The 23,845-nt window shown below is 69.9% G+C and carries 18 protein-coding genes and 1 riboswitch; of the genes, 8 read left to right on the top strand and 10 right to left on the bottom strand.

Translation table 11 applies throughout. The features are described 5' to 3' along the window. Positions 1-51: 51 nt before the first annotated feature. A complete protein-coding gene (locus PIQ37_RS08270; protein WP_342073087.1) occupies positions 52-366 on the top strand; it encodes a hypothetical protein in 315 nt (104 codons plus the stop codon). Positions 367-430: 64 nt separating this feature from the next. On the opposite strand, the gene PIQ37_RS08265 is transcribed toward PIQ37_RS08270, so the two are convergent. The 5 genes from PIQ37_RS08265 to PIQ37_RS08245 all read right to left on the bottom strand — a co-directional run bounded on the left by PIQ37_RS08265 (position 431) and on the right by PIQ37_RS08245 (position 9,433). Further along, positions 431-2,380 carry a lipase family alpha/beta hydrolase gene (locus PIQ37_RS08265; RefSeq protein WP_342073086.1) on the bottom strand — a complete coding sequence of 650 codons (1,950 nt, stop codon included), beginning with the start codon at positions 2,378-2,380 and terminating at the stop codon, positions 431-433. Beyond that, on the bottom strand, positions 2,377-3,357 hold the full coding sequence (locus PIQ37_RS08260; protein ID WP_342073141.1) for an Lnb N-terminal periplasmic domain-containing protein: 981 nt from the start codon (positions 3,355-3,357) through the stop codon (positions 2,377-2,379). Before PIQ37_RS08260 ends, PIQ37_RS08265 begins: the two co-directional genes overlap by 4 nt. A gap of 59 nt (positions 3,358-3,416) precedes the next feature. Beyond that, on the bottom strand, positions 3,417-3,992 hold the full coding sequence (locus tag PIQ37_RS08255; protein WP_017912480.1) for a TetR/AcrR family transcriptional regulator: 576 nt from the start codon (positions 3,990-3,992) through the stop codon (positions 3,417-3,419). Positions 3,993-4,074: 82 nt separating this feature from the next. After that, a complete protein-coding gene (gene ppc / locus PIQ37_RS08250) occupies positions 4,075-6,789 on the bottom strand; it encodes a phosphoenolpyruvate carboxylase (protein ID WP_342073085.1) in 2,715 nt (904 codons plus the stop codon). 160 nt (positions 6,790-6,949) lie between these two features. Beyond that, the gene (locus PIQ37_RS08245; protein ID WP_407136607.1) at positions 6,950-9,433 is read right to left on the bottom strand and encodes a S9 family peptidase; all 2,484 of its coding nucleotides are present in this window, start codon (positions 9,431-9,433) and stop codon (positions 6,950-6,952) included. Positions 9,434-9,644: 211 nt separating this feature from the next. After that, positions 9,645-9,744: riboswitch (S-adenosyl-L-homocysteine riboswitch) on the top strand. A 33-nt stretch (positions 9,745-9,777) separates the two neighbouring features. Here PIQ37_RS08245 and ahcY point away from each other — a divergent pair. The 3 genes from ahcY to PIQ37_RS08230 all read left to right on the top strand — a co-directional run bounded on the left by ahcY (position 9,778) and on the right by PIQ37_RS08230 (position 12,071). Next, entirely contained in the window at positions 9,778-11,223 is a 1,446-nt protein-coding gene (gene ahcY, locus PIQ37_RS08240) for an adenosylhomocysteinase (RefSeq protein WP_152235560.1), read from the top strand. A 262-nt stretch (positions 11,224-11,485) separates the two neighbouring features. After that, the gene (locus tag PIQ37_RS08235; protein ID WP_342073083.1) at positions 11,486-11,770 is read left to right on the top strand and encodes a ribbon-helix-helix protein, CopG family; all 285 of its coding nucleotides are present in this window, start codon (positions 11,486-11,488) and stop codon (positions 11,768-11,770) included. A gap of 1 nt (position 11,771) precedes the next feature. Then, positions 11,772-12,071 (top strand): type II toxin-antitoxin system RelE/ParE family toxin, encoded by a 300-nt coding sequence (locus PIQ37_RS08230; RefSeq protein WP_342073082.1) that lies wholly within the window; start codon positions 11,772-11,774, stop codon positions 12,069-12,071. Positions 12,072-12,339: 268 nt separating this feature from the next. Here PIQ37_RS08230 and PIQ37_RS08225 read toward each other — a convergent pair whose 3' ends face one another. Then, complete coding sequence (locus PIQ37_RS08225; protein ID WP_342073081.1) at positions 12,340-13,101, bottom strand: class I SAM-dependent DNA methyltransferase; 762 nt, start codon at positions 13,099-13,101, stop codon at positions 12,340-12,342. A 519-nt stretch (positions 13,102-13,620) separates the two neighbouring features. Here PIQ37_RS08225 and PIQ37_RS08220 point away from each other — a divergent pair. Genes PIQ37_RS08220 through PIQ37_RS08210 form a run of 3 tightly spaced genes read left to right on the top strand, consistent with a single transcriptional unit; the run spans position 13,621 to position 16,617 of the window. Beyond that, on the top strand, positions 13,621-15,009 hold the full coding sequence (locus tag PIQ37_RS08220) for a cytochrome P450 (RefSeq protein ID WP_342073080.1): 1,389 nt from the start codon (positions 13,621-13,623) through the stop codon (positions 15,007-15,009). Beyond that, positions 15,002-15,916 carry a sulfotransferase domain-containing protein gene (locus tag PIQ37_RS08215; protein ID WP_342073079.1) on the top strand — a complete coding sequence of 305 codons (915 nt, stop codon included), beginning with the start codon at positions 15,002-15,004 and terminating at the stop codon, positions 15,914-15,916. The genes PIQ37_RS08220 and PIQ37_RS08215 overlap by 8 nt, the downstream gene beginning before the upstream one ends. Next, positions 15,913-16,617: a sulfotransferase family protein gene (locus PIQ37_RS08210; RefSeq protein ID WP_342073078.1), complete on the top strand. Its 705-nt coding sequence runs from the start codon at positions 15,913-15,915 to the stop codon at positions 16,615-16,617. Before PIQ37_RS08215 ends, PIQ37_RS08210 begins: the two co-directional genes overlap by 4 nt. 12 nt (positions 16,618-16,629) lie before the next feature. Here PIQ37_RS08210 and PIQ37_RS08205 read toward each other — a convergent pair whose 3' ends face one another. The 4 genes from PIQ37_RS08205 to PIQ37_RS08190 form a co-directional block, all read right to left on the bottom strand. Beyond that, complete coding sequence (locus PIQ37_RS08205) at positions 16,630-17,412, bottom strand: TorF family putative porin (protein ID WP_342073077.1); 783 nt, start codon at positions 17,410-17,412, stop codon at positions 16,630-16,632. Beyond that, positions 17,409-19,949 (bottom strand): methyl-accepting chemotaxis protein, encoded by a 2,541-nt coding sequence (locus tag PIQ37_RS08200; protein ID WP_342073076.1) that lies wholly within the window; start codon positions 19,947-19,949, stop codon positions 17,409-17,411. The genes PIQ37_RS08205 and PIQ37_RS08200 overlap by 4 nt, the downstream gene beginning before the upstream one ends. A gap of 510 nt (positions 19,950-20,459) precedes the next feature. Beyond that, positions 20,460-21,017: a DUF3228 family protein gene (locus PIQ37_RS08195; protein WP_017912964.1), complete on the bottom strand. Its 558-nt coding sequence runs from the start codon at positions 21,015-21,017 to the stop codon at positions 20,460-20,462. Between the two features lie 160 nt (positions 21,018-21,177). Continuing rightward, a complete protein-coding gene (locus tag PIQ37_RS08190) occupies positions 21,178-22,116 on the bottom strand; it encodes a M14 family metallopeptidase (RefSeq protein WP_342073075.1) in 939 nt (312 codons plus the stop codon). 334 nt (positions 22,117-22,450) lie between these two features. Here PIQ37_RS08190 and PIQ37_RS08185 point away from each other — a divergent pair, with 334 nt between their 5' ends. Further along, a complete protein-coding gene (locus tag PIQ37_RS08185; protein ID WP_342073140.1) occupies positions 22,451-23,821 on the top strand; it encodes an alpha-amylase family protein in 1,371 nt (456 codons plus the stop codon). Positions 23,822-23,845: the final 24 nt, after the last annotated feature.

The following is a 23,845-nucleotide window of genomic DNA, read 5'->3' as shown; positions in this document are numbered from 1 at the left end:
GCGGCGGCGATCGCCAGTGACAGGCGTTTCTGAAGATGGATCGAGTGCGACATGAAAAATCCGAACGTAGGCGCGGCCAACGGAACGGGCCGCAGGCCGGGCATGGAGGGGAGAGAGGCCGTGATCGTGTTCACGGCGGCGCGCATTGTTCGGGTTGGCGGCTGCAATTTCGTGACAACGATGTCATCGCCGGTCGTCGACCGCCGATTCGGCGCCTTTCCTGCGCAATTCGGCACAATTGAAACCATTCGCCCTGCCGCCTTGCGGCTGCGCCACCGATGGCAGCGCGACATCCTGGCCGCTTCCGTCGACGCCGCGGACAACGCTCCCTCACGCGATCCTCGGCCCAGCCCCTGGGGCGCATGAGGCGACAACGCAACCCAGCCGGCGCTCGACGACGAACGCGCACAACCGCCCGTCGCGGGCAGCGTCACCGCGTCGTGGCGGCGTCCACCTGCAATTGCGCATGCAGGATGCGGCGGATCTCCAGGATCGCCTGCGGCGTCTCCTGCACGCTGTGGCCGGAGGTGATCACCAGTTCGGAGGCCGCGCCCGGCAGATGCGCGCTGCGATACGGCACCAAGCCGTCGTCGGAATCGGCCAGCGGCACCGCCGGATCGCGGCGGGCGATGATGGTGTGGTAGCGCACCGCCGACGAGATCGGCAGGTCCGCCGCCGCGCGCACGAACGGATCGGTGTCGCGCAGGTTGTCGATGCTGTTGGGCACGCGCACCGGCGCGCCGTCGGGGCCGTCGATCCCCTGCAGCAAGGTGTTCAAGCGATCGAGCAGCGTCACCGGCAGGCGCACCAGGCGCCCGGCCAGGCGGCCGAGGCGCCCTTCGGCGAACGTGGTGCCGCGTTGCGGCGCGGCGATGAAGATGGCGCGGTCCACCTCCGGCAACGGCGCGAAGCGCAGCAGCGGCTGCAACTGCGCCAGCGCCTGCGGGTCCAGCGGGCGCCGGTCGCCGCGCGCGCCGATCAGGTCGTTCCACAGCGTGTCGCCGGAGTCGCTGACCAACAGGCGCCCGATCACCCCGCCCATGCTGTGGCCGATCAGGACCATGTGCTGCGAGGCCGGCGCCTGCCCCTGCGGATCGAAATGGCGCAGGGTCTGCTGCAGCAGTGTCTCGATCTGCGCGCGGTTCCAGGCGATCGGCATGTTGGTCGGGTAGTAGACCTGCCAGATCTGGTAGTGGCGGCGCAGTTGTTCGTCGCCCATCAACTCGTTGGCGACGTTGACCCAGGCCTCCGGACTGCTGGCCAGGCCATGCAGCATCAGGATGATGCGCCGGTCCGGATCGTATGGCTGCATCAGGTACAGATGCGGCTGGTCGATGCCATCCTCGCGGCCGAGCATGGAGCGCAGCGACTGCCGCGCGAAGCCGGCACGGGCCAGCCACAGGCCGTAGGCCGCGGTGAAGTTGGCCGCCAGCGGCAAGCGCTGGCCGTGCACCTCGACCTCGCCGTCGCGATACGGATCGTAGGGGGCGACCACCACGCTGCGGGTGTCCAGCACCTGCGCCAGGCTGTCGCCGTCGAAGCGCAGCAGCACCGTGGTCGGCGCATACGGCATCTCGCTGAACGCGGGCGCGTGCGGGTCCGGCGCGGCCTTGGCGGCCGCCGCCGCGGTCGGGTCGCCGACCTTGGACGGTGCGATCTCCGCGACCAGTTCGGCGCCGAAGCCGTCGCGGCGGTAGGTGCTGCGCAAGCCATCGAAGCGCAGCGTCGACGCCGGCAGCATCGCGTCCGGCCGTGCCACGCCGCCGGGCAGGCGGAAGCTGCCCATGTCCGCGCGCACCTGCCAGCCGGCCGTGCGCAGCGTGTCGTCGTCGTGCAACTCGCCGCTGGCGCTGCCGGCGCGCCAGCGCAGGAACAGCTCGCCGACCACCTGCTGCACCGCGTAGTTGTAGTAGTCGCGCACCTGGGTCTGCCGGTCCTCGAAGGCGCGCGCGCTGGCCGGGCGCTGGGTGTAGAACAGGTAGGCGTAGGCGTAGCGCGCGGCTTCCAGCCAGGCCTGCAGCGTCGCATCGTCCAGCGCCCTCGCCTGCCGCGGCGTGCGCACATTGGCCGCATGCACCCACAGTTCCGACAGGGTCGCCAGCCGCCGTTCCTGGTCCAGCCCCTGCAGGGCGCGCAGCTGCGTGGCGCAGGCCGCAACGTCCGCCTCGCAGGTCTTGGGATCGAGCGCGAGCACGCGCAACGTCTCCAGACTGGCATCGCTGAGTTTGCCGGTGCTGAGCACGTCGCCGCGCTGGGTGGCGATGTAGTCGGCAGCGCTGCGCGACTGCACGCTGACCATGGCGCAGCCGCTGCCGAGCAGCAGCCCGGCAGCCAGCAGCGCGGCGCCCGCGCACCGCGCAAGACGCAAGTACCGGGTCATGGCGCGACGGCGGGATCGTCGCCGGGAATGCCGGCGCGGATGCGCGTGGAGAAGTCGGCACCGGCGCCAGCCGCGCGCGCACGATCGCCGATGCGGCCGCGCGTGCGCAGCGTGGCCAGGCTGTAGCCGGGCACGAAGCCATGCTGCGCATAGACGTAGGACGGCAGGTAGCCGGACAGCAGCAGGCGCACATCGAGCGGCAGCGCAGGATCTAGCTTGCGCGCCAGTTCGAACACGATGGTGGTGCAGTTGCTGGTGGCGGTGTTGTAGAACCGCGGCGTGCGCTGCAGTTGCTGCGCCCGCGCCACGTAGCCCAGGAACAGCTGGCGCAGTTGCGCACGCGACAGGTTGAGCCGGTACAGATAGACGTCCTCGCCGCGCACGTTGCTGCGCACCGCCAGGATGTCGCGTTCGTCGGCGGCGACCATCACCTGCTCGAAATTGCGGAAGAACCCGGCCAGCGCCGAGAACGCCTCGCCGCGCTCCTTGCGGATCTCCAGCGAGAACACCACGCGACGGCCGTCGTCGAAGCCGAACGAGACCAGGGTGTGGGCGATCGCCGGCCCCATCCAGTACGACAGCGCCAGGTCCGCCGAGGCCAGCCGCTCCAGGTCGTAGCGGCGCGTCTCCCAGCGCGGGGTGTAGTCGTGGTCGCTGCGCCAGGCGAAATTGCGCACGTTGTGCAGGGTCACCATGTGCCCGTCCACCTGCGGCTGCAGCAGTTGCGCGACATCGTCGGCCCAGTCGCGGTTCTGCTGCGGCTGCAGCGCCGACCAGCCCACCGCCATGCCGGCGCAGCCGACCGCGAACAGCAGCGGCAGCACGCGGTACTCGCGCGGATGCCGCAGGCCCCACAGCGCCGCGCCGCCCAGCGCCGCCCACAGCAGCGCCGAGCCGTAGCGCACCACCGCGCCGGTATGCGGCAGATAGCTCAGGAACAGCGCGCCCCACAGGCTGGCGCCGAGCACCGCCAGCATCGCCAGCGCGCGCGCCAGCCGCCATGGCCAGGCGCGTCGACGCGCGGCGCCGTCGGCGCTCACAACTCGGCCGCCGCCGCGGGCGTGGCCAGGGCGTGGCACAGCAGGCGGCAACAACGCTGCGCCAGCGCCTTGCGTTCGGCCTCGTCGCTGCCGCGCTGGCAGGCGCCGAGCATGTCCATCGCCAGGGCCAGGTCCTGCTCGCCCAGGTCCGCGCGGCACAGGCCGGCGGCGATCGCGCGCTGCAGGTACGGCAGCAGGATCGCCATCGCTCGCGTATGCGCCGCGGCGATCGTCGGATGCTCGCGCGGCATCGACCGCCAGTAGTCGGCCAGCGGCGCCGACATCGCGATGTGTTCGGCGACGTCGTACATCAGCAGGAACAGCCCGTCCGGCCGCGTGCCGATCTCGCGCGCGCAGCCCTCCAGACCGTCGAGGCCACGCTCCAGCAGGGCGGCCATCAGTTCGGTGCGGTCGGCGAAATGGCGGTACAGGGTGGCGCGGCCGAGCCCGGCACGCTCCACCACCAGCTCCAGCGGCGCCAGCACGCCGTGCGCGCAGAACACCTCGTCGGCGGCGTCCAGCAACAGGCGGCGGCGGTGGGCGGTATCGGCTCGCATTTCCATGCGCGGCATTATCGGACAATTTTGTCCGCTTGCAAGCGGATCATGGTCGGCCGCCGCCGATCCCCACCGGCGGCGCCTGGAAGGACCGGTTTCAGCCGGTGTTCTGCACGCCCTGGGCGACGCCGTTGACGCAGGCCACCAGCGCCCGCAGCAGTTCCTCGTCCTCGCCGTCGGTGGCGCGCCAGCGCTGCAGCAGGTCCACCTGCAGCACGCTGATCGGGTCGATGTACGGATTGCGCAGGCGGATCGACAAGGCCAGGCGCGGATCGTGCTGCAGCAGCGACGACTGCCCGGTCAGCGCCTTCACCCAGCCCTTGGTCAGCGCCAGTTCGTCGCGGATGCGCGGGAAGAAACGTTCGTGCAGCGGCCCGGACAGCCGCGAGAACATCTCGGCGATGTTGAGGTCGCCCTTGGACAGGACCATGGCGATGTCGTCGAGGAAGGTGCGGAAGAACGGCCAGTCGGCCGCCATCGCACGCAGCGCGTCCTCGTGGCCGGCGTCCACCGCCGCCTGCAGGCCGCTGCCCACGCCGTACCAGCCCGGGATCACCGCGCGCGCCTGGCTCCAGGCGAACACCCAGGGAATCGCCCGCAGGTTGGACAGCGCCGCATCCTGGCCGAGCCGCCGCGACGGCCGCGAGCCCAGGGTCATGCGCTCGATCACGTCGATCGGCGTGGCCAGGCGGAAATAGCGCATGAACTCGGCATCGCCGACGAAGCCGCGGTAGGCCTGGCTGCTGTGCTCGGCGACCAGATCCATCACCGGCCGCCAGCCGGCCTCGCGCGCGTCGGCCGCACGCGGGCGCAGGCTCGACAGCAGCACCGCGCCGGTCATCTGCTCCAGCGAACGCAGCGCCAGCGCGCGGATGCCGTACTTGCGGTGGATCACCTCGCCCTGCTCGGTCACCCGCAGGCGCCCGTCGACGCTGCCGCGCGGCGCCGCCTCCAGCGCGCGCGTGGTCTTGCCGCCGCCGCGCACGATCGAGCCGCCGCGGCCGTGGAAGAAGGTCAGGCGGATGCCCAGTTCGGCCGCCGCCTCCAGCAGTTCCACCTGCGCGCGCTGCAGGCCCCAGCGCGAGGCGGCGATGCCGCCATCCTTGCCGCTGTCGGAATAGCCGAGCATCACCATCTGCACGTCGTCGCGCGCGGCCAGGTGGCGGCGGTAGACCGGGTCGGCCAGCAGGTCGCGCAGGGTCGCGGTGCCGCCGCGCAGGTCGTCCACGGTCTCGAACAGCGGCACGATGTCCAGCGGCACCGCGCCGTCGGCATCGACCAGGCCGCCGCGGCGCGCCAGCGCCAGCACGGTCAGCACGTCGGCGCGGTCGTGCGCCATCGAGATGATGTAGCTGCCCAGCGCATCGGCGCCGTGCCGCGCGCGCGCATCGGCGAGCGCGGCGAACACCGCGTCCAGCCGCGCATTGCCTTCGTCGTCGGCGGCGGGCAGGGTCTGCTCGCCGCCGGCATAGGGACCGAGCAGTTGCGCGCGCTCCTCCACCGCGCGCGCGTCCCAGTCCTGCGTGTCCAGCGCGGCGGCGACCGCGCGCGCGTGCACGCTGGACTCCTGGCGCACGTCCAGCCGCGCCAGGTGGAAGCCGAAGCTGCGCACCCGCCACAGCAGGCGCCGCACCGCGAACCAGCCGGCGTGCAGGCCCTTGTTGGCTTGCAGGCTGTCCAGGATCAACTGCAGGTCGCTTTCCAGTTCGGCCGGCGCGGCATAGGCGCCGGGCGCGTCGTCCAGGGTGGCCTGCAGACGCGCGCGCATCAGGTCGTTGAGCAGGCGGTACGGCATGTCGCCGTGGCGCGGCCGCGAACGCGCCGCGGCCTCCGGCAGCAGTTGCCGGTAACGCTCCAGTTGCGCCAGCAGCGGCGCGCTGACCGCGACCAGGGTGGTCGATTGGCTGAGCAGGCTGGCGAGCTGCCACAGTTCCTTCAGATAGCGCTCCAGCACCGCACGCCGCTGCGCGTCGAGGGTGGCGGTGATGGTGGCGGCATCGACGTTGGGGTTGCCGTCCATGTCGCCGCCGACCCAGGTACCGAAACGCAGCAGCCGCGGCAGGCTCAGCGCCTGCCCGTAGGTCTGCTCGATGGCGTGCTCCAGGGTCTCGTACATCACCGGGATCACCCGGTACAGCACCTGGGTCAGGTAGAAGCCGACATGCTCGCGCTCGTCCTCCACGGTGGGACGCACCGGCGAGGAATCGGCGGTCTGCCACGAGGCGGTCAGCGCCATGCGGAAGCGCGCCGCGTCGGTGGCACGCTCGCCTGGAGTGCGCAGGCCGTCGAGGTTGTCGACCAGGCTGGCCACCATCAACTGTTCCTTCTCCAGCAGCGCGCGCCGCACCGCCTCGGTCGGGTGCGCGGTGAACACCGGCTCCACGTCGATACGCGGCAGCCAGTCGCGCAGTTCGTCGATGCCGACGCCCTGCGCCTTGAGCCGGCGCAAGGCGTCGAGCAGGCCGTCCGGCTGCGGCGTGTCGGCGCTGCTGCGCTGGTAGTCGCGGCGGCGGCGGATGCGGTGCACGCGCTCGGCGATGTTGACCACCTGGAAATACGTGCTGAAGGCGCGCACCAGCGCTTCGGCATCGCGCGGCGCGCGGCCGGCGAGTTGCTCGCTCAGCGACGACAGCGGCGCGGCGCGCTCGCGGCGCGCGATCGCGGTGGTGCGGATGCGTTCGATCTCGTCGAGGAACTGCGCCGAGACCTGTTCGGCGAGCAGGTCGCCCACCAGGGCGCCGAGGCGACGCACATCGTCGCGCAAGGAAAGGTCGGGGGTGGCGAAGACGATGCTGCTGCGGGACTCGTTCATCGGGAAACGCATGGCTCGGCAGTGGGGGCGCCGCAAGCCTAACCGAAAAGGGATCGCGTTCCCGTCGGCCGCGCGACGGTTTCAAAGCGAACCATTTGCACTGCACAGCAGCGCCCTGCGCCACGGCGGCACGCACCTGCGGCCGTGGCGCAGGCGCGGCTCAGCGCGGCGTGGCGCCTGCCGCAGCCGGCGCGGACCTCGGCGTGGGCGCCGGTCCCAGATAGGTGCGCAACCAGCGCTCGCTCTCGGCCAGCATCTGCAGCACCGACTCGCGCGCGCGGTAGGCATGTGCCTCGTTGGGCAGCATCACCAGCCGCGCGGTGCCGCCGTTGCCCTTGATCGCCGCGTACATGCGCTCGCTCTGGATCGGGAAGGTGCCGGAGTTGTTGTCCTCGGCGCCGTGGATCAGCAGCAGCGGATCCTTGATCCGGTCGGCGTAGTTGAACGGCGACATCGCCTGGTACACCGGCTGCGCCTGCCAGTAGGTACGCTCCTCGGACTGGAAGCCGAACGGAGTCAGCGAGCGGTTGTAGGCGCCGCTGCGGGCGATGCCGGCCTTGAACAGGCGCGTGTGCGCGAGCAGGTTGGCGGTCATGAAGGCGCCGTAGGAATGCCCGCCGATGGCGATGCGGTTGCGGTCGGCGACGCCGCGCCGCACCACCTCGTCCACCGCCGCCTGCGCATCGGCGACCAGTTGCTCGACGTAGGTGTCGTTGGGTTCGCGCGCACCCTCGCCGACGATCGGCATCGACGGATCGTTGAGCACCGCGTAGCCCAGCGCCAGGAACGCCTGCGGGCCCCAATAGCCGATCGCGTTGAAGCGGTACGGCGAATCGGTGACCTGGCTGGCGGCGTCGGCGGATTTGAACTCGCCCGGGTAGGCCCACATCAGCATCGGCAGCGCGCCATCGCGCTTGGCGTCGTAGCCCGGCGGCAGCAGCAGGGTCGCGGTCAGCTCCACGCCGTCCTTGCGCCGGTAGCGGATCTGCTCCTTGTGCACGTCGCGCAACTGCGGCGTGGGATGAGTGAAGTGGGTCAGTGCCACCGGCTCCGCGTTCGCACCGTCGAGCCGATAGAAGTTGCGCGGCTCCTGCGGCGTCTCGCGGGTGATCAGCAGGCGCTGGCCGCTGGCGTCGAGCAAGGCCTGCGGTACCGCGTAGTACGGCGCCTGCGATTGGAACAGGCGCGTGCTTTGCCGCGTGTCCAGATCGTAGCGATCCAGGAACGGCCGATCGCCCTGCGGCGAGGCGCCTTCGCCGCGCAGGAACAGGCTGTGGCCGTCGGCGGCGATCAACAGGCGCGGATTGCCGGCCGCATCGCGCTCCGTCACCGGCGTGCCCGGATCCGCGTAGCGGTCTTCCTGCGAACGCTCTACCAGCAGCTGCGGCGCCTGCGCAGGGTTGTCCGGTGCCACACGCCATTGCTTGGTCTGGCGGGTCTTCCACCAGAACTCGTCGACCAGGGCGAGGTCGCCGCGGCCCCAGGCGATGCCGGCGAAACGCGACTGCAGGCGCGCCAGCGTCACCGGCGGCGCGGTGAACGGTGCCGCCTGCATCAGCACCGCGTCGCGCACGGCCGCTTCGCGCGCAGGATCGCCGCCGTCCTGGGCCTCGGCCCAGACCAGGGTGGCCGGCGCGTCGCTGCGCCAATCGATGTCGCGCACGCCGGTGCGCACCGCATCGTTGCCGGTCGGCAGGCCTTCCACCAGCGGCAGCTGCGCCACCGTGTGCACCGGCTTGCCGGCGCGGTCCAGCACCTCGATGGTGCGCGGGAAGCCACTGGCCGGCACCAGGTAGGAGAACGGCCGCTGCAGGCGCTGCGCCAGCAGATAACGGCCGTCCGGCGACGGCGCCAGCGACAGATACAGGTCGGGGCTGGCGATGCGCTGCACCTGCCCGTCGACATCGACCAGCGCCGGCTGCGCGCGCAACTGGTAATCGAACTGGCGCGCGTCGGCCTCGTTCTTCAGCAGATCCTGGTAGGTGCGCAAGGCGGTGGCGCCGCCACCGGCGGTCTGCTGCACCGCCGGCCCGGTCGGCACCGCGTCGGACGGCGGCGCCGCGCCCTGCGCCTGCGGCTGCAGCAACACCAGCAGCTGGCGGCTGTCGGGCATCCACGCATAGCCCTCGCCGGACACCGTGTTGAGCCGCTCGGCGACCCGCCGCGCACGCCGCGCAGCGATGTCCACCACCCACAGTTCGTTGGCGCCGCTGCGCGCGTCGACCCGGTTGAAGGCCAGATGCCGCTGGTCCGGCGCCCAGGCCATGCCGGCGATCGACAGCGGCGCCGGCAGGCCCTCGATCTGCAGCTCGCGGCCATCGGCGATGCGCAGCAGCCACAGCTTGTCGCCGAAGGCGAAGCGGCTCTGCGAGCGGGTGCGCGGATGGATGCGCAGCCCGGCCAGCTTGAGTTCCGGCTGCGCGACCTGGGCGATGCCGGGCAGCGCAGGCAATTGCAGCATCGCCGCCAGATCGCGCCGCGGGCTCAGCGACAGCTGCGGCGGCCGCGGCGCATCGACGATGGCCTGCAGCGGTGCCGACGGCAGTTGGTAGCCGCTGTCGGCAGGATCGGCGGCGGCCGCCGCCGCGGGTGCCGGGGCCGCGTTGGCGGCGGCGCTGCCGGCCGCGGCCAGGGCCGCGCACAGCAGGCCGCAGACCGGCCTGGCGACACGGCGGCGCCCGCGCACTGTGATCTGGTTCATCTCTCCCCTCTCCTTCGCATCGATCGAACCAGCGACGGTAGCAGGGCCGGCGCGGCCCGCCCCCTGTCGATGGTTGGGCTTGTGCCTGCCATCCCCCGCCCTGCCCCCCGCGTTCAAGCGCCACACGCGGCAGCCGCTATAATCGGTTACCCCTTGCGCCGAGGGGCGCTGCGACCGGATCGAGACCGGATTCCCCGTCTCCAGATCCGGCCAGGCTCGGCGCGAGGCTTGAGCGACAACGGCGCCCGGACTTCGCGAGTTTCTCGCCATTGACCGGAGCTTTATCGATGAACGCTGCACTCAAGAGCTTTTCCACCGAGGGCGACTACAAGGTCGCCGACATTTCCCTGGCCGATTGGGGCCGCAAGGAACTGGACATCGCCGAGCACGAGATGCCGGGCCTGATGTCGATCCGCCGCCAGTACGCCACCGCCAAGCCGCTGGCCGGCGTGCGCGTCACCGGCTCGCTGCACATGACCATCCAGACCGCGGTGCTGATCGAGACGCTGAAGGACATCGGCGCCGACGTGCGCTGGGCCTCGTGCAACATCTTCTCCACCCAGGACCACGCCGCCGCGGCGATCGCCGCCACCGGCACCCCCGTGTTCGCCTGGAAGGGCGAGACCCTGGAGGAATACTGGGACTGCACCCTCGACGCGCTGACCTTCACCCTGCCCGACGGCACCCAGACCGGCCCGGAACTGGTGGTGGACGACGGCGGCGACGTGACCCTGCTCATCCACAAGGGCTATGAGCTGGAGAACGGCGCCAAGTGGGTCGACGAGCCGTCCTCCTCGCACGAGGAGCAGGTCATCAAGAACCTGCTCAAGCGCGTGGCGGTGGAGCGCCCCGGCTACTGGACCCGCGTGGTCAAGGACTGGAAGGGCGTCTCCGAAGAGACCACCACCGGCGTGCACCGCCTTTACCAGCTGGCCGAAGCCGGCACCCTGCTGATCCCGGCGATCAACGTCAACGACTCGGTGACCAAGAGCAAGTTCGACAACCTGTACGGCTGCCGCGAGTCGCTGGCCGACGGCCTCAAGCGCGCGATGGACGTGATGCTGGCCGGCAAGGTCGCGGTGGTGTGCGGCTACGGCGACGTCGGCAAGGGCTCGGCGCACAGCCTGCGTGCCTACGGCGCCCGCGTCATCGTCACCGAGATCGACCCGATCTGCGCGCTGCAGGCGGCGATGGAAGGTTTCGAGGTCAACACCGTCGAGGACACCCTCGGCCAGGCCGACATCTACGTCACCACCACCGGCAACAAGGACATCATCCGCATCGAGCACCTGACGCAGATGAAGGACCAGGCCATCGTCTGCAACATCGGCCACTTCGACAACGAGATCCAGGTCGAGGCGCTGTACAAGCTGCCGGGCGTGCAGAAGATCAACATCAAGCCGCAGGTGGACAAGTTCGTACTGCCCAACGGCAACGCGATCTTCCTGCTGGCCGAAGGCCGCCTGGTCAACCTGGGCTGCGCCACCGGCCACCCCAGCTTCGTGATGTCCAACAGCTTCGCCAACCAGACCCTGGCGCAGATCGACCTGTGGCAGAACAAGGACAGCTACGAGAAGCAGGTGTACCGCCTGCCGAAGAAGCTGGACGAGGAAGTGGCGCGCCTGCACCTGGAGAAGATCGGCGTGAAGCTGACCAAGCTCACCGACGCGCAGGCCGCCTACCTGGGCGTGCCGGTCGACGGCCCGTTCAAGCCGGAGCACTACCGCTACTGAGGCACTGGCAGGACATCGCCAAGCAGACAGGGAACGGGCGCCGCGAGGCGCCCGTTTTTTTGTGCGATCAGCGCAGCAAGCGTGTAGGGGCGGAAGCGAGCTGGAAATTCGTACGAAGCGAAAAACCGCAGACGTCGCCACCTTGCGCCAATCCCTGCTGCAAGCGGCCTTTTCCGGCCAGTTGGCCGACGCGCCTGCCCAGCCAGGCACCTGTAACACACCTGTGCTACATTGACTCCAAGCCAATCGCCTGGAGCTCTCCATGAGCACAACCACCATCCGCCTGCCGGACGCGCTCAAGGCCCGCATCGCCAAGGCCGCGGAAGCGGCCGGCACCACGTCGCACAACTTCATCCTGGAAGCCATCGCCGAGAAGGCCGAGCTGGCCGAGCGGCGCGTCGACTTCCATGCCCAGGCCGATCAGCGCTGGGCCGAGTTCCTGGAAACGGGTGAGACCATTCCCTGGGACGAAGCGCGTGCCTATTTCAAGGCACTGGCCTCAGGAAAGCCCGCAAAGCGGCCGGTAGCGCGCAAGCTGGAAGACTGAGGTGACGCGCGTCCGCATCGCTCCCGGCGTGATCGAGGATCTGGAGCGGATCGCTGCGTATTTGCGCGACCACGAGAGCCAGCATGCCGAGGCGAGGACCGAGGAGATCGTCAGCGCGTTCGACGTGCTGGCGGGTAATCCCTTGATCGGCCGCCCGGTCCATGGAGACAACCGCGAACTGGTGATGGGCCGCGGTTCGCATGGGTATGTGGCGTTGTATCGCTATGTGGATGTGACCGATACGGTGATCGTGATGGCCATCCGCGCACAACGGGAGGCGGGCTATGCGCGCGGCGGATGAAACCGAGTCGATGTCCGCACCATCGCATCGACGAATGCCGGCAGGAGCATCGTGGATCGCCCTCGGGCCATCGCCAATTGATTGGTCCTAACCTCGCCCTCGACGGCAACCAGTGCGGCATCTCGCTGTCGGCGGATTAGATACTGAATGACCTTCGGCGGGTACCGCCGGCATGGACACCGACCCAAAGGCAACACGGTCCTGCCGATACCGATGCCGCAATTTGTAGATAGGACACCGTCATCCAACGCCTGCAACGGCACGATCTTCAGGCCGTGCACTCACTGGCCGGCACGTACACCGAGATCTGGATGCGGCTGCGCGCGTGGTACGGCGTGCGTGCCCAGTCGCTCCAGCGCGCCTCGAGGCGCAGGCCGGCGATCTGCGCCATCAGGTCCAGCTCCGATGGCCACACGTAGCGGCGGCGCTCGCTGAAGATGCGCGTACCGGATTCGCCCAGCACCACCACGCGCTGGTCGATGCGCTGCTGCAGCGGATCGGGCTGCGAGCACACCAGCATCACCGCCGCACCGTCGCCATCGGTATCCGGTACGTCCAGGACCTGGCTGACCTTGCCGCCGCTTTCGAACACCTCTGCACCCGGCACCGCGCTCTGGATCAGCAAGCGGCCGTCGGGCGCCAGGCAGCGCGCCGCGTTGACCATGCAACGCAGCTGCTCGGCCTGGGTCAGCAGATAGCCGAATGCCGCCACCGCATAGATCAGACCGAACGGCCCGCACACCGGCATGTCGGCGAAATCGGCGCAGACCAGGTGCAGGCGTTCGCTACCGGGCTTGGCACGCAAGGCCTCGAGCATCGCAGGAGAATTGTCGATACCGGTGACGGGCACATTGCAGTGCGCGAGCGGCAAGCCGATGCGGCCGGTGCCGATGCCCAGTTCCAGCGCCGCACGGCCCGCGGCCAGCTCGGCGAGGACGCCGACGCACTGCTGGGTGACGGCGGCGGGCCAGCGATCGTAGAAACGGTCGTAGATCGCGGCCAGGCGATCGTACTCGTGGGTCACGGGCATCCGCAGCCAACTCGTTGCCGAAGTGGCGCGACGATAGCACGCAGCGATGGCGAGGCAATGGCCACACGTGCACGACGACACCCTGCGTGGCAGGCGCGGCGATGCACTGCAATCGCGTGCGACACACGCCACGCAACTGCAGATGACACGCGCATTGCAGTTGGCCGCGCTTCAGTCTTTCGCTTGCGCCGCCGCCCGCAAGCGGGGATGCTTTTTCTCGCGCCTGCCACGCTGAGGCAGGCGCGACAACCGCAACAGATCCCCCAGTTCAATCAGGAGTATCGCCATGAAACGCCTTTTTGATTCGCTGTCGCGTTGGGTGCAGAGCCTCGGTGGCCGCAAGCTCGGCTACATCTACACCTACTGACCTTCCTCGCCACCGTCGCGTGGCATGACCGTGCGAGAGGGGGCGATCCGCCCCCTCTCGCGGTGCTTCTCTTCTCTCGGCCATGCGTCCCCGCTCGCCATGCGATACCTGCCAGCTTCCGCATCGCGGTGCGCCATCACGCGGATTCTCGCGTGACGGATGCGCACCGACTCCCACCCGGTCCACGCGGTCATTGGGCGTTTGGCAATCGGCAGGCCTTCGCTGCCGATCCACTGCAATTCCTGCAACACTGCGCACGCGCGCATGGCGATGTGGTGCGGATCGCCGAGCGCACCTATCTGCTCGCAGCACCAACCGCGATCGCCACGGTGCTCGGCGACGACGGCAGCCTCTACGCCAAATCCGATCCGGATCCACGTGCGCGACGCGCTGCATTTCCGGCATCGGTGATGAACAGCGAGGGCGAGGCCTGGCGGCACAAGCGCCAGGCGCTGCAGCCCGCATTCCGCGCCGGCCTGGTGCGCGACTACGCCAGAAAGGCGGCCGCCGCCACACAGGCGCTGCTGCGATCGCGCGACGACATCGACAACGTGCACGACCTGCGCCTGACCATGACCGCGCTCTGCGCGCAACTGGGCGCCGGCTTCCTGCTCGGCGATGCGGCGCACGCGCCGGCGCTACTGCGGCTGCTGCCGATGGTCGATGCGATCCTGCAGCAGACGCGCACGCCGTCCGCGGCACCGGCGTGGTGGCCGAGTGCCGGCAAGCGCCGCCTGCGTGCCGCACGCGGCGCACTGGACTCCGCGCTGACGCAGATCCTGGCGTCGCCACGTTCGCCTGATGCAGGCCCCTCGGTGCTGGAGCTGCTGCGGCGTGACGCTCCGCAGGGCGACGATGATTGGTGCCGCGACGAAGCGGCGGCGATGCTGATGTCGGCGCTGGAGCCGATGGCGGCCGGCCTGACCTGGACGCTGTTGCTGTTGGCGCAGCATCCATCGATCGCGCAGGCCGTGGTGGAGGAAACCGATGCCCTGCCCGGTATCGACGGCGCATCCGCCACGACCTGCGCCGACGCGCTCGTCGAACGCCTGCCGCTGACTCGCGCCTGCGTGAAGGAAGCCTTGCGCCTGTATCCGCCGGCGTGGATGACCGCACGCATCGCGCAACGCGACACCACGCTGGGCGGCTTCGCGGTGCCGCGCGGCACCCAGCTGATCGTCAGCCAGTGGGTGGTGCAGCGCGATCCGCGCCACTTCGCCGCGCCGGAGCGCTTCCTGCCGGCACGCTGGCTGGACCCGGCGCAGACACCGGCGCGCTACACCTACTTTCCGTTCGGCGGCGGTCCGCGCAGTTGCATCGGCAGCCAGTTGGCAATGGTGCAGATGACCGTGGTTGTGGCCGGCCTGTTGCGCGAGCGCACGCTGCACCTGGCGGCGGATGCGCGGCCGCGACCGTATCCGGCGCTGGTGCTGCGCCCACTCGATGTCCGCATCGCCTTGCGCCCGCGCACGACAGCCCCGCCCTGCCAGTCGCCCGCGACGGCGCCCTTCCCCCGCACACCGGAAACCCCGCATGGCTGATTCCGCCGTCTTCGCCAAGACCCGGGAATACTCCAACCGCTTTTTCGATTCCGCCGCCTGGAACGCACTGAACTTCCGCGACGGCGACATCGTCATCGCCAGCTACGCCAAGGCCGGCACCACCTGGCTGCAGCAGATCGTCGCGCAGTTGTTATTCGAGGGCGCGGCAGACGTCGACGTGTCGACGATCTCGCCGTGGCTGGACGGCGTGTACCCGGACCGCGCCAGCAAGCTCGCGCTGCTGCAGGCGCAGACCCACCGGCGCTTCATCAAGACGCATCTGCCGGCCGATGCGCTGGTGGTCAGCGATCGCGCCAAGTACCTGTACATCGGCCGCGATGGCCGCGACATCGCGCTCAGCCTGTACGACCACCAGTGTGCGGTCAGCCAGGATGCGCAGGCGCGGCTGGATGCCGGCGCGGCCGAACCGGGCAAGCTGCGCGTGGTCCCGCCGCCTAGCCTGCCGGTGGATGCCTACGTGGCGCAGTGGCTGGCCCACGACGGCGCGCCGTTCTGGCCGTTCTGGGAAGGCGTGCGCAGCTGGTGGCAGCAGCGCGCGCAGCCGAACGTGCTGCTGGTGCACTACGCCGACCTGCTGCAGGATCTGCCCACACAGGTACGCCGCATCGCCGCGTTCCTGGAGATCCCGGTGCGCGAAGCGGCCTGGGAGACCATCCTGGCGCACTGCCAGTTCGACTACATGCGCCAGCACGCCGCGCGCTACGTGCCACAGGGCGCGGGGCTGTGGCGCGAGGGCGGCAAGGCCTTCTTCAACCAGGGCCGCAGCGGCCGTTGGCGCACGCTGCTGCCGGCGACCGTCGCCGCCGACTACGAGGCACGTGCGCAGACCGAACTGGGCCACGAGGCCGCGCAGTGGCTGGCGCAGGGCGCAGGAGCATCGGCATGAGCCTGCGCGTCATCGGCGCCGGTGTCGGCCGCACCGGCACCCTGTCGCTGAAGCTGGCGCTGGAACATCTTGGCCTGGGCCGCTGCTATCACGCGATGGAACTGGCCGCGCACCTGCGCCAGGCCTTGCCGCTGTGGGACGCGGCGATCGATGGGCAGGCGGACTGGGAGTCGCTGTTCGCCGGCTATACCGCCACCGTCGACTATCCCGGCTGCTGCTTCTGGCGCGAGCTGGTCGCGCGCTACCCGCAGGCCAAGGTGATCCTGACCGTGCGCGATGCCGATGCCTGGTTCGATTCGGTGCGCAGCACCATCTTCGCCAGCGACGGCAGCGTGCCGGCCCTGTTCGGGCCCGACGGCCAACGGCTGAGCCAGTTCCTGCGCCGTGGGTTCGCCACGCGCATCGACGATCGCGGCTTCATGACCGACTATTTTCATCGCTGGAACCAGGCCGTCATCGCCAGCGTGCCGGCACAGCGCCTGCTGGTGCTCGACACCGACGCGCAGAGCGGCTGGGAGCCGCTGTGCACCTTCCTGGGCGTGCCGGTGCCGGCGCAACCGTATCCGCGCGTGCATGCGCGCAGCAGCGGCGGCACGCAAGCGCGCCCGCTGCCCGGCGACCCGGCGCAACGCGAACAACGCCTGCGCGCCTACCTGGACCGGCTCGCCGTGGAGGCGTTCGCGCCACCCGCCGACGGCTGAGCACGCGTCCGCCTACAACGCGAAATTGCGCTTGATGGTGAACGACCAGGCGCCGTCGATCGGGTTGGAGACATGCACCCGGCCCTCGCCATCCGCCACGCCGGTGGTGTAGCGACGATAGACGCCGGCGCTGTTCCAGGCGCGTGCGTAGCTCAGGCCGAACTCGGTGCCGCGCCAGGTGCGGCTCAGGCCCACGCGCGCGTCGGTCCAGCCGTAGTCGGCGAAGTTGCGCACGTGCTGGTGGCCGGCATGCACGCTGGCCTGCCAGTCCGCCGCCAGCGGCAGCGTGGCGTCCAGTGCCAGATAGCCGGAGCCGCGCGAGTGCCGGCCTCGGCCGACGCCCAGGGTGGCGCTGTTGTAGCCGAAGTAGTCGCGCGTCCAGGTGCTGGCGTAGGACAGTTCCAGCGTGCGCCAGTGCCCGGCGACGATGGCTTCGCCATAGTCGTAGCGGGTGCCGCTGGCGCTCATGCGTGCGCCGGGATAGGCGTAGTGGTAGACGCCGGCGCGCCAGCCCCAGTCGCCATGGCTGGCCGCATAGCCGGCATACACGTCCCACTCCACGTGCCCGCCTTCAATGAAGTACGAACTCACGCCCGACGCCCAGGTGCCGGCATACCAACCGCTGTCCGCGGCCACGTCCAGCCCGCCCTGCAACACCGGCCGCCCCCAGCTCTGCTCGAATCCGCGCGAAACGTAGTTCGAGGTCGCCGCCAGATTGGCGCTGGCGGTGCCGGCCCAGGCCGGTGCGGCGACGCCCAGCGCCAGCAGCAACGCCACGGTGCGCACGGCGCTCACGACACCAGCTCCAGCCGCGCCCGGCCCGGCATGGCCAGGCCGCCCGACGAAGGTGCCGCGAGCTTGAACAGCGCCACCGCGCGCTGCAGTTCCGCGGCCTGATCCTCCATCGCCCGCGCCGCCGCCGTGGCCTCCTCGACCAGCGCGGCATTCTGTTGGGTGGCTTCGTCCATCTGCACGATGGTCTTGCTCACCTGTTCGATACCGGCGCTCTGCTCCTGCGAGGCGGCGGCGATCTCGCTCATGATGTCGGTGACCCGGCGCACGCTGGCCACGACCTCGCGCATGGTGTCGCCGGCGCCGTTGACCAGCGCAGTGCCATCGTCGATCTTGCCGACGGAGGCGTCGATCAGGCCCTTGATCTCGTGCGCCGCGGTCGCCGAGCGCTGCGCCAGCGCGCGCACCTCGCTGGCCACCACCGCGAAACCGCGGCCCTGCTCGCCGGCGCGCGCCGCCTCCACCGCGGCGTTGAGCGCGAGGATGTTGGTCTGGAAGGCGATGCCGTCGATCACGCCGATGATCTCGGCCATCTTCTTCGATGCTTCGGCGATGCCGGACATGGTGTCCACCACCTGCTCGACCACCGCGCCGCCACGCGAGGCCACGCCCGCGGTGTCCTGCGCCAGGCGGTTGGCCTGGTGCGCATGTTCGGCGTTCTGCTTCACCGTCGAGGTCAGCTCTTCCATCGAGGCCGCGGTTTCTTCCAGATTGGCCGCCTGCTGCTCGGTGCGACGCGACAGGTCGTCGTTGCCGGCGGCGATCTCGCTGGCGGCGGAGTTGATCGCGGTGGTGGCCTGCTGGATGCGGCCGACGATGCCGGTCAACTGTTCCACGGTGGCATTGGCATCGTCGCGCATCTGCGCGAATACGCCGTGGAATTCGCCGTGCATGCGCGCGGTGAGGTCGCCCTGGGCCACGGCACGCAACAGCGCCGACAAGGCCGAGAGGTTGCCTTCGGTCAACTCCATCAGCCGGTTCAGCCCGACCACCATGCCGCGGAAGTCGTACTGGAAGCGCTCGGCATCGCCGCGCCGGGAGAAGTCGCCGGAGGCCGCGGCCTGCGCCAGTTCGGTGATGGCCTGATTGATCGCCTGCAGGCTGCCCTTGGTGGTGCGCATCGCCTCGGTGATCGCCGCCTTCTCGCCCGGCAGCGGTTCCATGTCCACCTGCATGTTGCCGATCGCGTACTGCGACATGACCTCGACCAGGCGCCGCTGCACGTCCACGTGCGCGGCCACCAGTGCGTTGGTGCCATGGACCATGCGGCCGTACTCGCCAGGGAAACGTTCGGCGTCCATCCGGTAGCTCATCTCGCCGGCGTCGTGGCGCTGCGCCATCTCCGCCTGCGCCTGCATCACCGCCTGCAACTGCGTCTGCATGCTGCCCATCGCGTCCAGCAACTGGCCCAGTTCGTCGTCGCGGCGATGCCGGACCTGGCTGTCCAGGCGGCCGGCGGCGACCGCCGAAGACACGCGCACGGCCTCGGCCAGCGGGTCGAGCACCTGCCGGCGCAGCAGCAGGTACAGCGCGCCGCTCAGCAACAACGCCGAGAGCAGGCCGACCGCGGCGATGGTCCACAACAGCGCACGCGCCTTGGCCATGACCAGCGCGTACGGCACCGAGATGCCCAGCGCGAACGCCTGCGGCGCATCGCCGATCTTCAGCGGCACGAACACGTTCAACGCATCCTCGCCGTCGGTGCGGCGATGGTCGAACACCACCTGGCCCTTGGCCACACGCGCCAGCATGTCCTTGGACCAGGCATCGCTGCGGGTCTTGCCGACCTGCTGCGGATCGCGGCTGGCCATCACCATGCCCAACGGCGACAGCAGGCTGGCATGGCCCTCGCCCATCGGCCGCAGCGCGGCGATGCGCTGCTGCAGGGTATCGAGGGTGAAGTCGACGGTGACCACGCCCAGGAAACGGCCGTTCTCCAGGATCGGCATGGCCAGCGTGGTCATCAGTGTGTCCTTGCCGGCCACCGGGTAGTAGTAGGGCTCGATCACCACCGGCTTGAGCGTGTTGCGCGCCAGCAGGTACCAGTCGCCGTCGCCGGGCTTCTCGTAGTCGCGCAGCGCCTCGCGCACCAGTTGGCCGTTCTGCCGCGACCACCAGGTCATGTAGCGGCCGGTGGCGTCGTGGCCCTCGGTACCGACGAAGGCCTTGTCGTTGCCGTCGAACGCCTCCGGCTCCCACATGGTGCTGATGCCCAGCCACTGCGGATGCGCGTCGAGCTGGCTGCGCAGCACCGCGGTGGCGGTGGCGCGCGACAGGCCGGCGGCGTGCTGCACGCGGAAGCTGTTGGCCAGCGCGTCGCTGGCGTCGAAGGCCACGCCGATTTCGCGCGACACCCGCTGCGCCTCCACTTGCGCCAGGTTCTCGATGCTGGTGCGCGAGGTCGACAGCAGCGCATCGCTGCTGCGCCAGTAGATGATCAGCGCGGTCAGGCCGAAGCAGGCCAGCGCGAGCAGGCCGGTACCGAGCATCAGGCGTTTGGCGACGCTGCCGCGACGGCGCTGCGGCGACGGAGTGGACATGACGACTTCCTTGGCAGGGGAGAGGGAATACGGTCGCGGGGAACGCCCCACGCGGCAGCCCGCCACGGCGCGCGGCGCGAGTGCGCCGTGTCCGCTGCCGATGACCTGCCCAAGGCGCCTTCCCCACCGGGCCACGATGCGCTGCCGGACATTGCGTCCTGGCGCCGCTGCATGGCGACCCACCCTCTCGCTATCGTCCCGCCGTCCGCAAACTTGATGGTCATTCCGCGTCATGCCGATGAACGGACAGGGCTTCGCGGCGAAAACGCGCGGCAGCGCGCAGTTCTGTTCAGCACTTATGCGCCAGTGAACGGGCGCGTGCACGGATGCAGCGCGGCGGGCCGGCGGCGGCAACGTACACAGATGCGTGAAGACGGCTGCGCGAATGCGTGACCGCGTCTGGGGCTTTCACGCCTGCGCGCGGCAACGTGCGGCGCACGCACCGCCGCCGCACGCCACCGCGATGCATGCCCGGCGAGGTCGCTGCGCGCGGACCGCGTCTGGCCGCGCTTACGGTCGCCAGTTGGCGTTGTGCTCCCAGAACGCCACGCTGCGCCGATAGGCATCGCGATCCAGCGGCACGCCCGAGCCGCCCTCCTCGACGCCCAGCGCATTGCGCAGCATGGTGATCGGCGCCATCGGAATTTCCTGCGGCTCGGCGGTATACAGGCAACCAACCACGCCCCAGTCCGCCTCGATCGGCGCGCCCTCGTGCGCGAGCTGTTCGCGGCTGTAGAGGATCGGCAGCAGGTACTCGGCCACCGGCGGCTCGACCCCTTCGAACCAGCGCACCAGGACCGGCAGTTCTTCACGGCTGCGCGCCTCGTAGCCCGAGCGCAGCAGGCGCCGGTTGGCGTCGGTGATCGGCACGGTCAGGCAGCGCGTCGAGGTCCAGTTGCGGTGCACGTGCAACTTGCAGAACGGCGCGTAGCCGTCCAGCACCTGCAGCGGCGTGTGCGCGTTGAGGTGCTGCTCGAACTGTTCGGGCGTGCAGTCCTGGATCGCATTGCGGCGACCGTCGCGCGGGAACAGACGCGTGCGGGCGAACGGCGTGAGGACGATGGACATGGCGTGATGGCGAACGAGGGCGGACAAGCGTAGCGCGCGGCAGGGTCGGTGCCCACCGCCGCCGGCGGAATCCGGGCGTGCGGAAGTCCTACGTAGGAGCGGCTTCAGCCGCGATGGGCGTTACCGGTAAGGCATCGCGGCTGAAGCCGCTCCTACACGATCATGCAGCCCCTTGCGACGACGGATGCGCCAAGGCGTAGTCGATCGCCGCGCGTACCGCCGCCACCTGCGCGGCGTTGCACTGCTCCGGCGTGGCGCTGGCGCTGTCCGGATACACCTCGGTAGTCGTGGTGTAGCGCGCGTCGGTGATGCCCGCACACAGCCCCAGCCGCTTCACCGGGTAGTTGATGACCCCCGGCGCCGCCAGCGGCGTGCCGATGAGTTCGCCGGCGGCATCGGCCGGCGCGATATGGGTGACCTGCGCGACCGCGGCAAGCACCGCCTGCTGGAACGCGGGCTGCGGGTTCTCGCTGTCGCCGACCAGGTAGAAACCGTCGGGAATGCCGCCCGGCGCGTAGGCGATGCCATCGCGCGCGGCCAGCGCCGGCCGGAACTCGGACTCGTCGCTGTCGGTGGTCTCGTGCAGGTCGATGTGCATGCGCACCTGATCGCGCAGCGGCGCGACCAGGCGCAGCAGCGCGGCCGATTCCTGCGCCGGGCTGTCGGCGCGGAACGAACGGTTGGGATCCAGCGCATCGGCGTTCCAACGGTGGATGCGCTCGTATGCCCAGGGGCTCACGCACGGCGCCACCAGCACGTTGGCGCGGCCGGCGTAGTCCTCGGCATGCTGCTGCGCGAACTGCAGCGCGCCGTGCACGCCGCTGGTCTCGTAACCATGCACGCCGCCGGTGACCAGCATGCACGGCAAGGCATCGTCCCAGTTGCGGCTGCGCAAGGCCAGCAGCGGATACCGCTCCTGCGCGTACACCAGTTCCCCGTACGCGACCACGTCCCATTGCCCGCGCAGGCCTTCGATGACAGCGACCACCTCGTCCTGGTAGCTGCGCCGGCGCGGCTGACCCGCCAGCCAGGCCGCCTTCTCGGCGGCGCCCCAGGGCACGCCGGGGGTTCCGATCGGATAGAAGGCTGCGCTGGTCATGGTGCGGCTCCGCGTCGACAGGTGAGGGCGGCGACTGTAGCAAAGCGCATGGGCCGCGATGCGACATGTGCCATGAATGCAGCGCGCACGGCGCTCCCGAGCGGAAGCGGATGCCGATCCCGCTTTCGTGCGCTGTCGCCATGAATACGTATGTAGCGCGCGCATGTTGCGCCGCGATGCGCGCTTAGCATCCTCCCGCCGCACGCCAGCCCCGCGGCGACGTCATGCCCCTGTCCTGCAGGCGTCCCTGCCTGCGCCCATGCAACGAGGAGATCGAACGATGCGCGTCCCATCCGCTGCAAATCGTCTGCTGCACCTGCACCGCTGGCGCAGCCTGCTGGTCGGCCTGCTGCTGCTCCTGGCCACCGCCAGCGCCCAGGCCGACGTCATCCTGCATGCCTTCAACTGGCCCTACGCCACCGTGGAAGCGCGTGCCGCGCAGATCGCCGCCGCCGGCTACCGCAAGGTGCTGGTGGCGCCGGCCTACCGCTCGCAGGGCGACGCCTGGTGGGCGCGCTACCAGCCGCAGGACATGCGTCTGATCGACAACCCGCTCGGCGACACCGACGCCTTCGCCAGCATGGTGCAGGCGCTGAAGGCGGTGGGCGTGGAAACCTATGCCGACGTGGTGCTCAACCACATGGCCAACGAAGCGGCCACGCGCTCGGACCTGAACTACCCGGGCAGCGCGGTGCTCGGCCAGTACGCCGCCAATCCGCAGCGCTATGCGTCGCTGCGACTGTTCGGTGATCTCTCGCAGAATTTCCTCAGCGCCAACGATTTCGGCCCGGCGCAGTGCATCACCAACTACAACGATCCCTACCAGGTGCGCACCTACCGCATCTGCGGCGGCGGCAGCGATCCCGGCCTGCCGGATCTGGTCGGCAACGACTGGGTGGTGCAGCAGCAGCGCAACTATCTGCTGGCGCTGAAGGCGCTGGGCGTCACCGGTTTCCGCATCGATGCGGCCAAGCACATGACCTTCGACCATCTGAACAAGGTGCTCGATGCGCAGGTCCGCTCCGGCGTGCTGGTGTTCGGCGAGGTGATCACCGGCGGCGGCAGCGGCAATTCCGACTACGACCAGTTCCTGGCGCCGTACCTGCAGGCCACCCCGCATGCCGCCTACGACTTCCCGCTGTTCAACTCGGTACGCAACGCCTTCGCCTACGGCGGCAGCATGGACCTGCTGGTGGATCCGGGCGCCTACGGTCAGGCGCTGCCCGGTGCGCGCGCGGTGACCTTCGCCATCACCCACGACATCCCCAACAACGCCGGCTTCCGCTACGCGATCATGGACCCGGTCGACGAGACCCTGGCCTACGCCTACCTGCTCGGCCGCGACGGCGGCGTGCCGATGGTGTACTCGGACAACAACGAGAGCGGCGACAACCGCTGGGTCAACGCCTACCAGCGCGACGACCTCAAGCGCATGGTCGGCTTCCACAACGCCGCGCAGGGCCGCGACATGCAGGTGCTGGCGCACGGCGCCTGCTACCTGCTGTTCCGCCGCGGCGACCTGGGTATCGTCGGCATCAACAAGTGCGGCAATACCGTCACCGCCGCGGTACCGATGACCGGCAGCGTGCTGCGCTGGAACGTCGACTACACCGATGCGCTGGGCTCCGGCAGCGTGGTGCGTATTTCCAGCGGCAGCTACACCTTCAGCCTGCCGCCACGGCAGGCGCGGATGTGGAAGCGCTGAGCCTGGGAGCGGACGCGGCGCGCC

Source organism: Xanthomonas protegens (assembly GCF_038442435.1).
In the GTDB taxonomy this organism is placed as follows: domain Bacteria; phylum Pseudomonadota; class Gammaproteobacteria; order Xanthomonadales; family Xanthomonadaceae; genus Xanthomonas_A; species Xanthomonas_A sontii.
The sequence above is the reverse complement of the archived record's forward strand: the minus strand, read 5'-3'. Positions and strand labels throughout refer to the sequence as shown.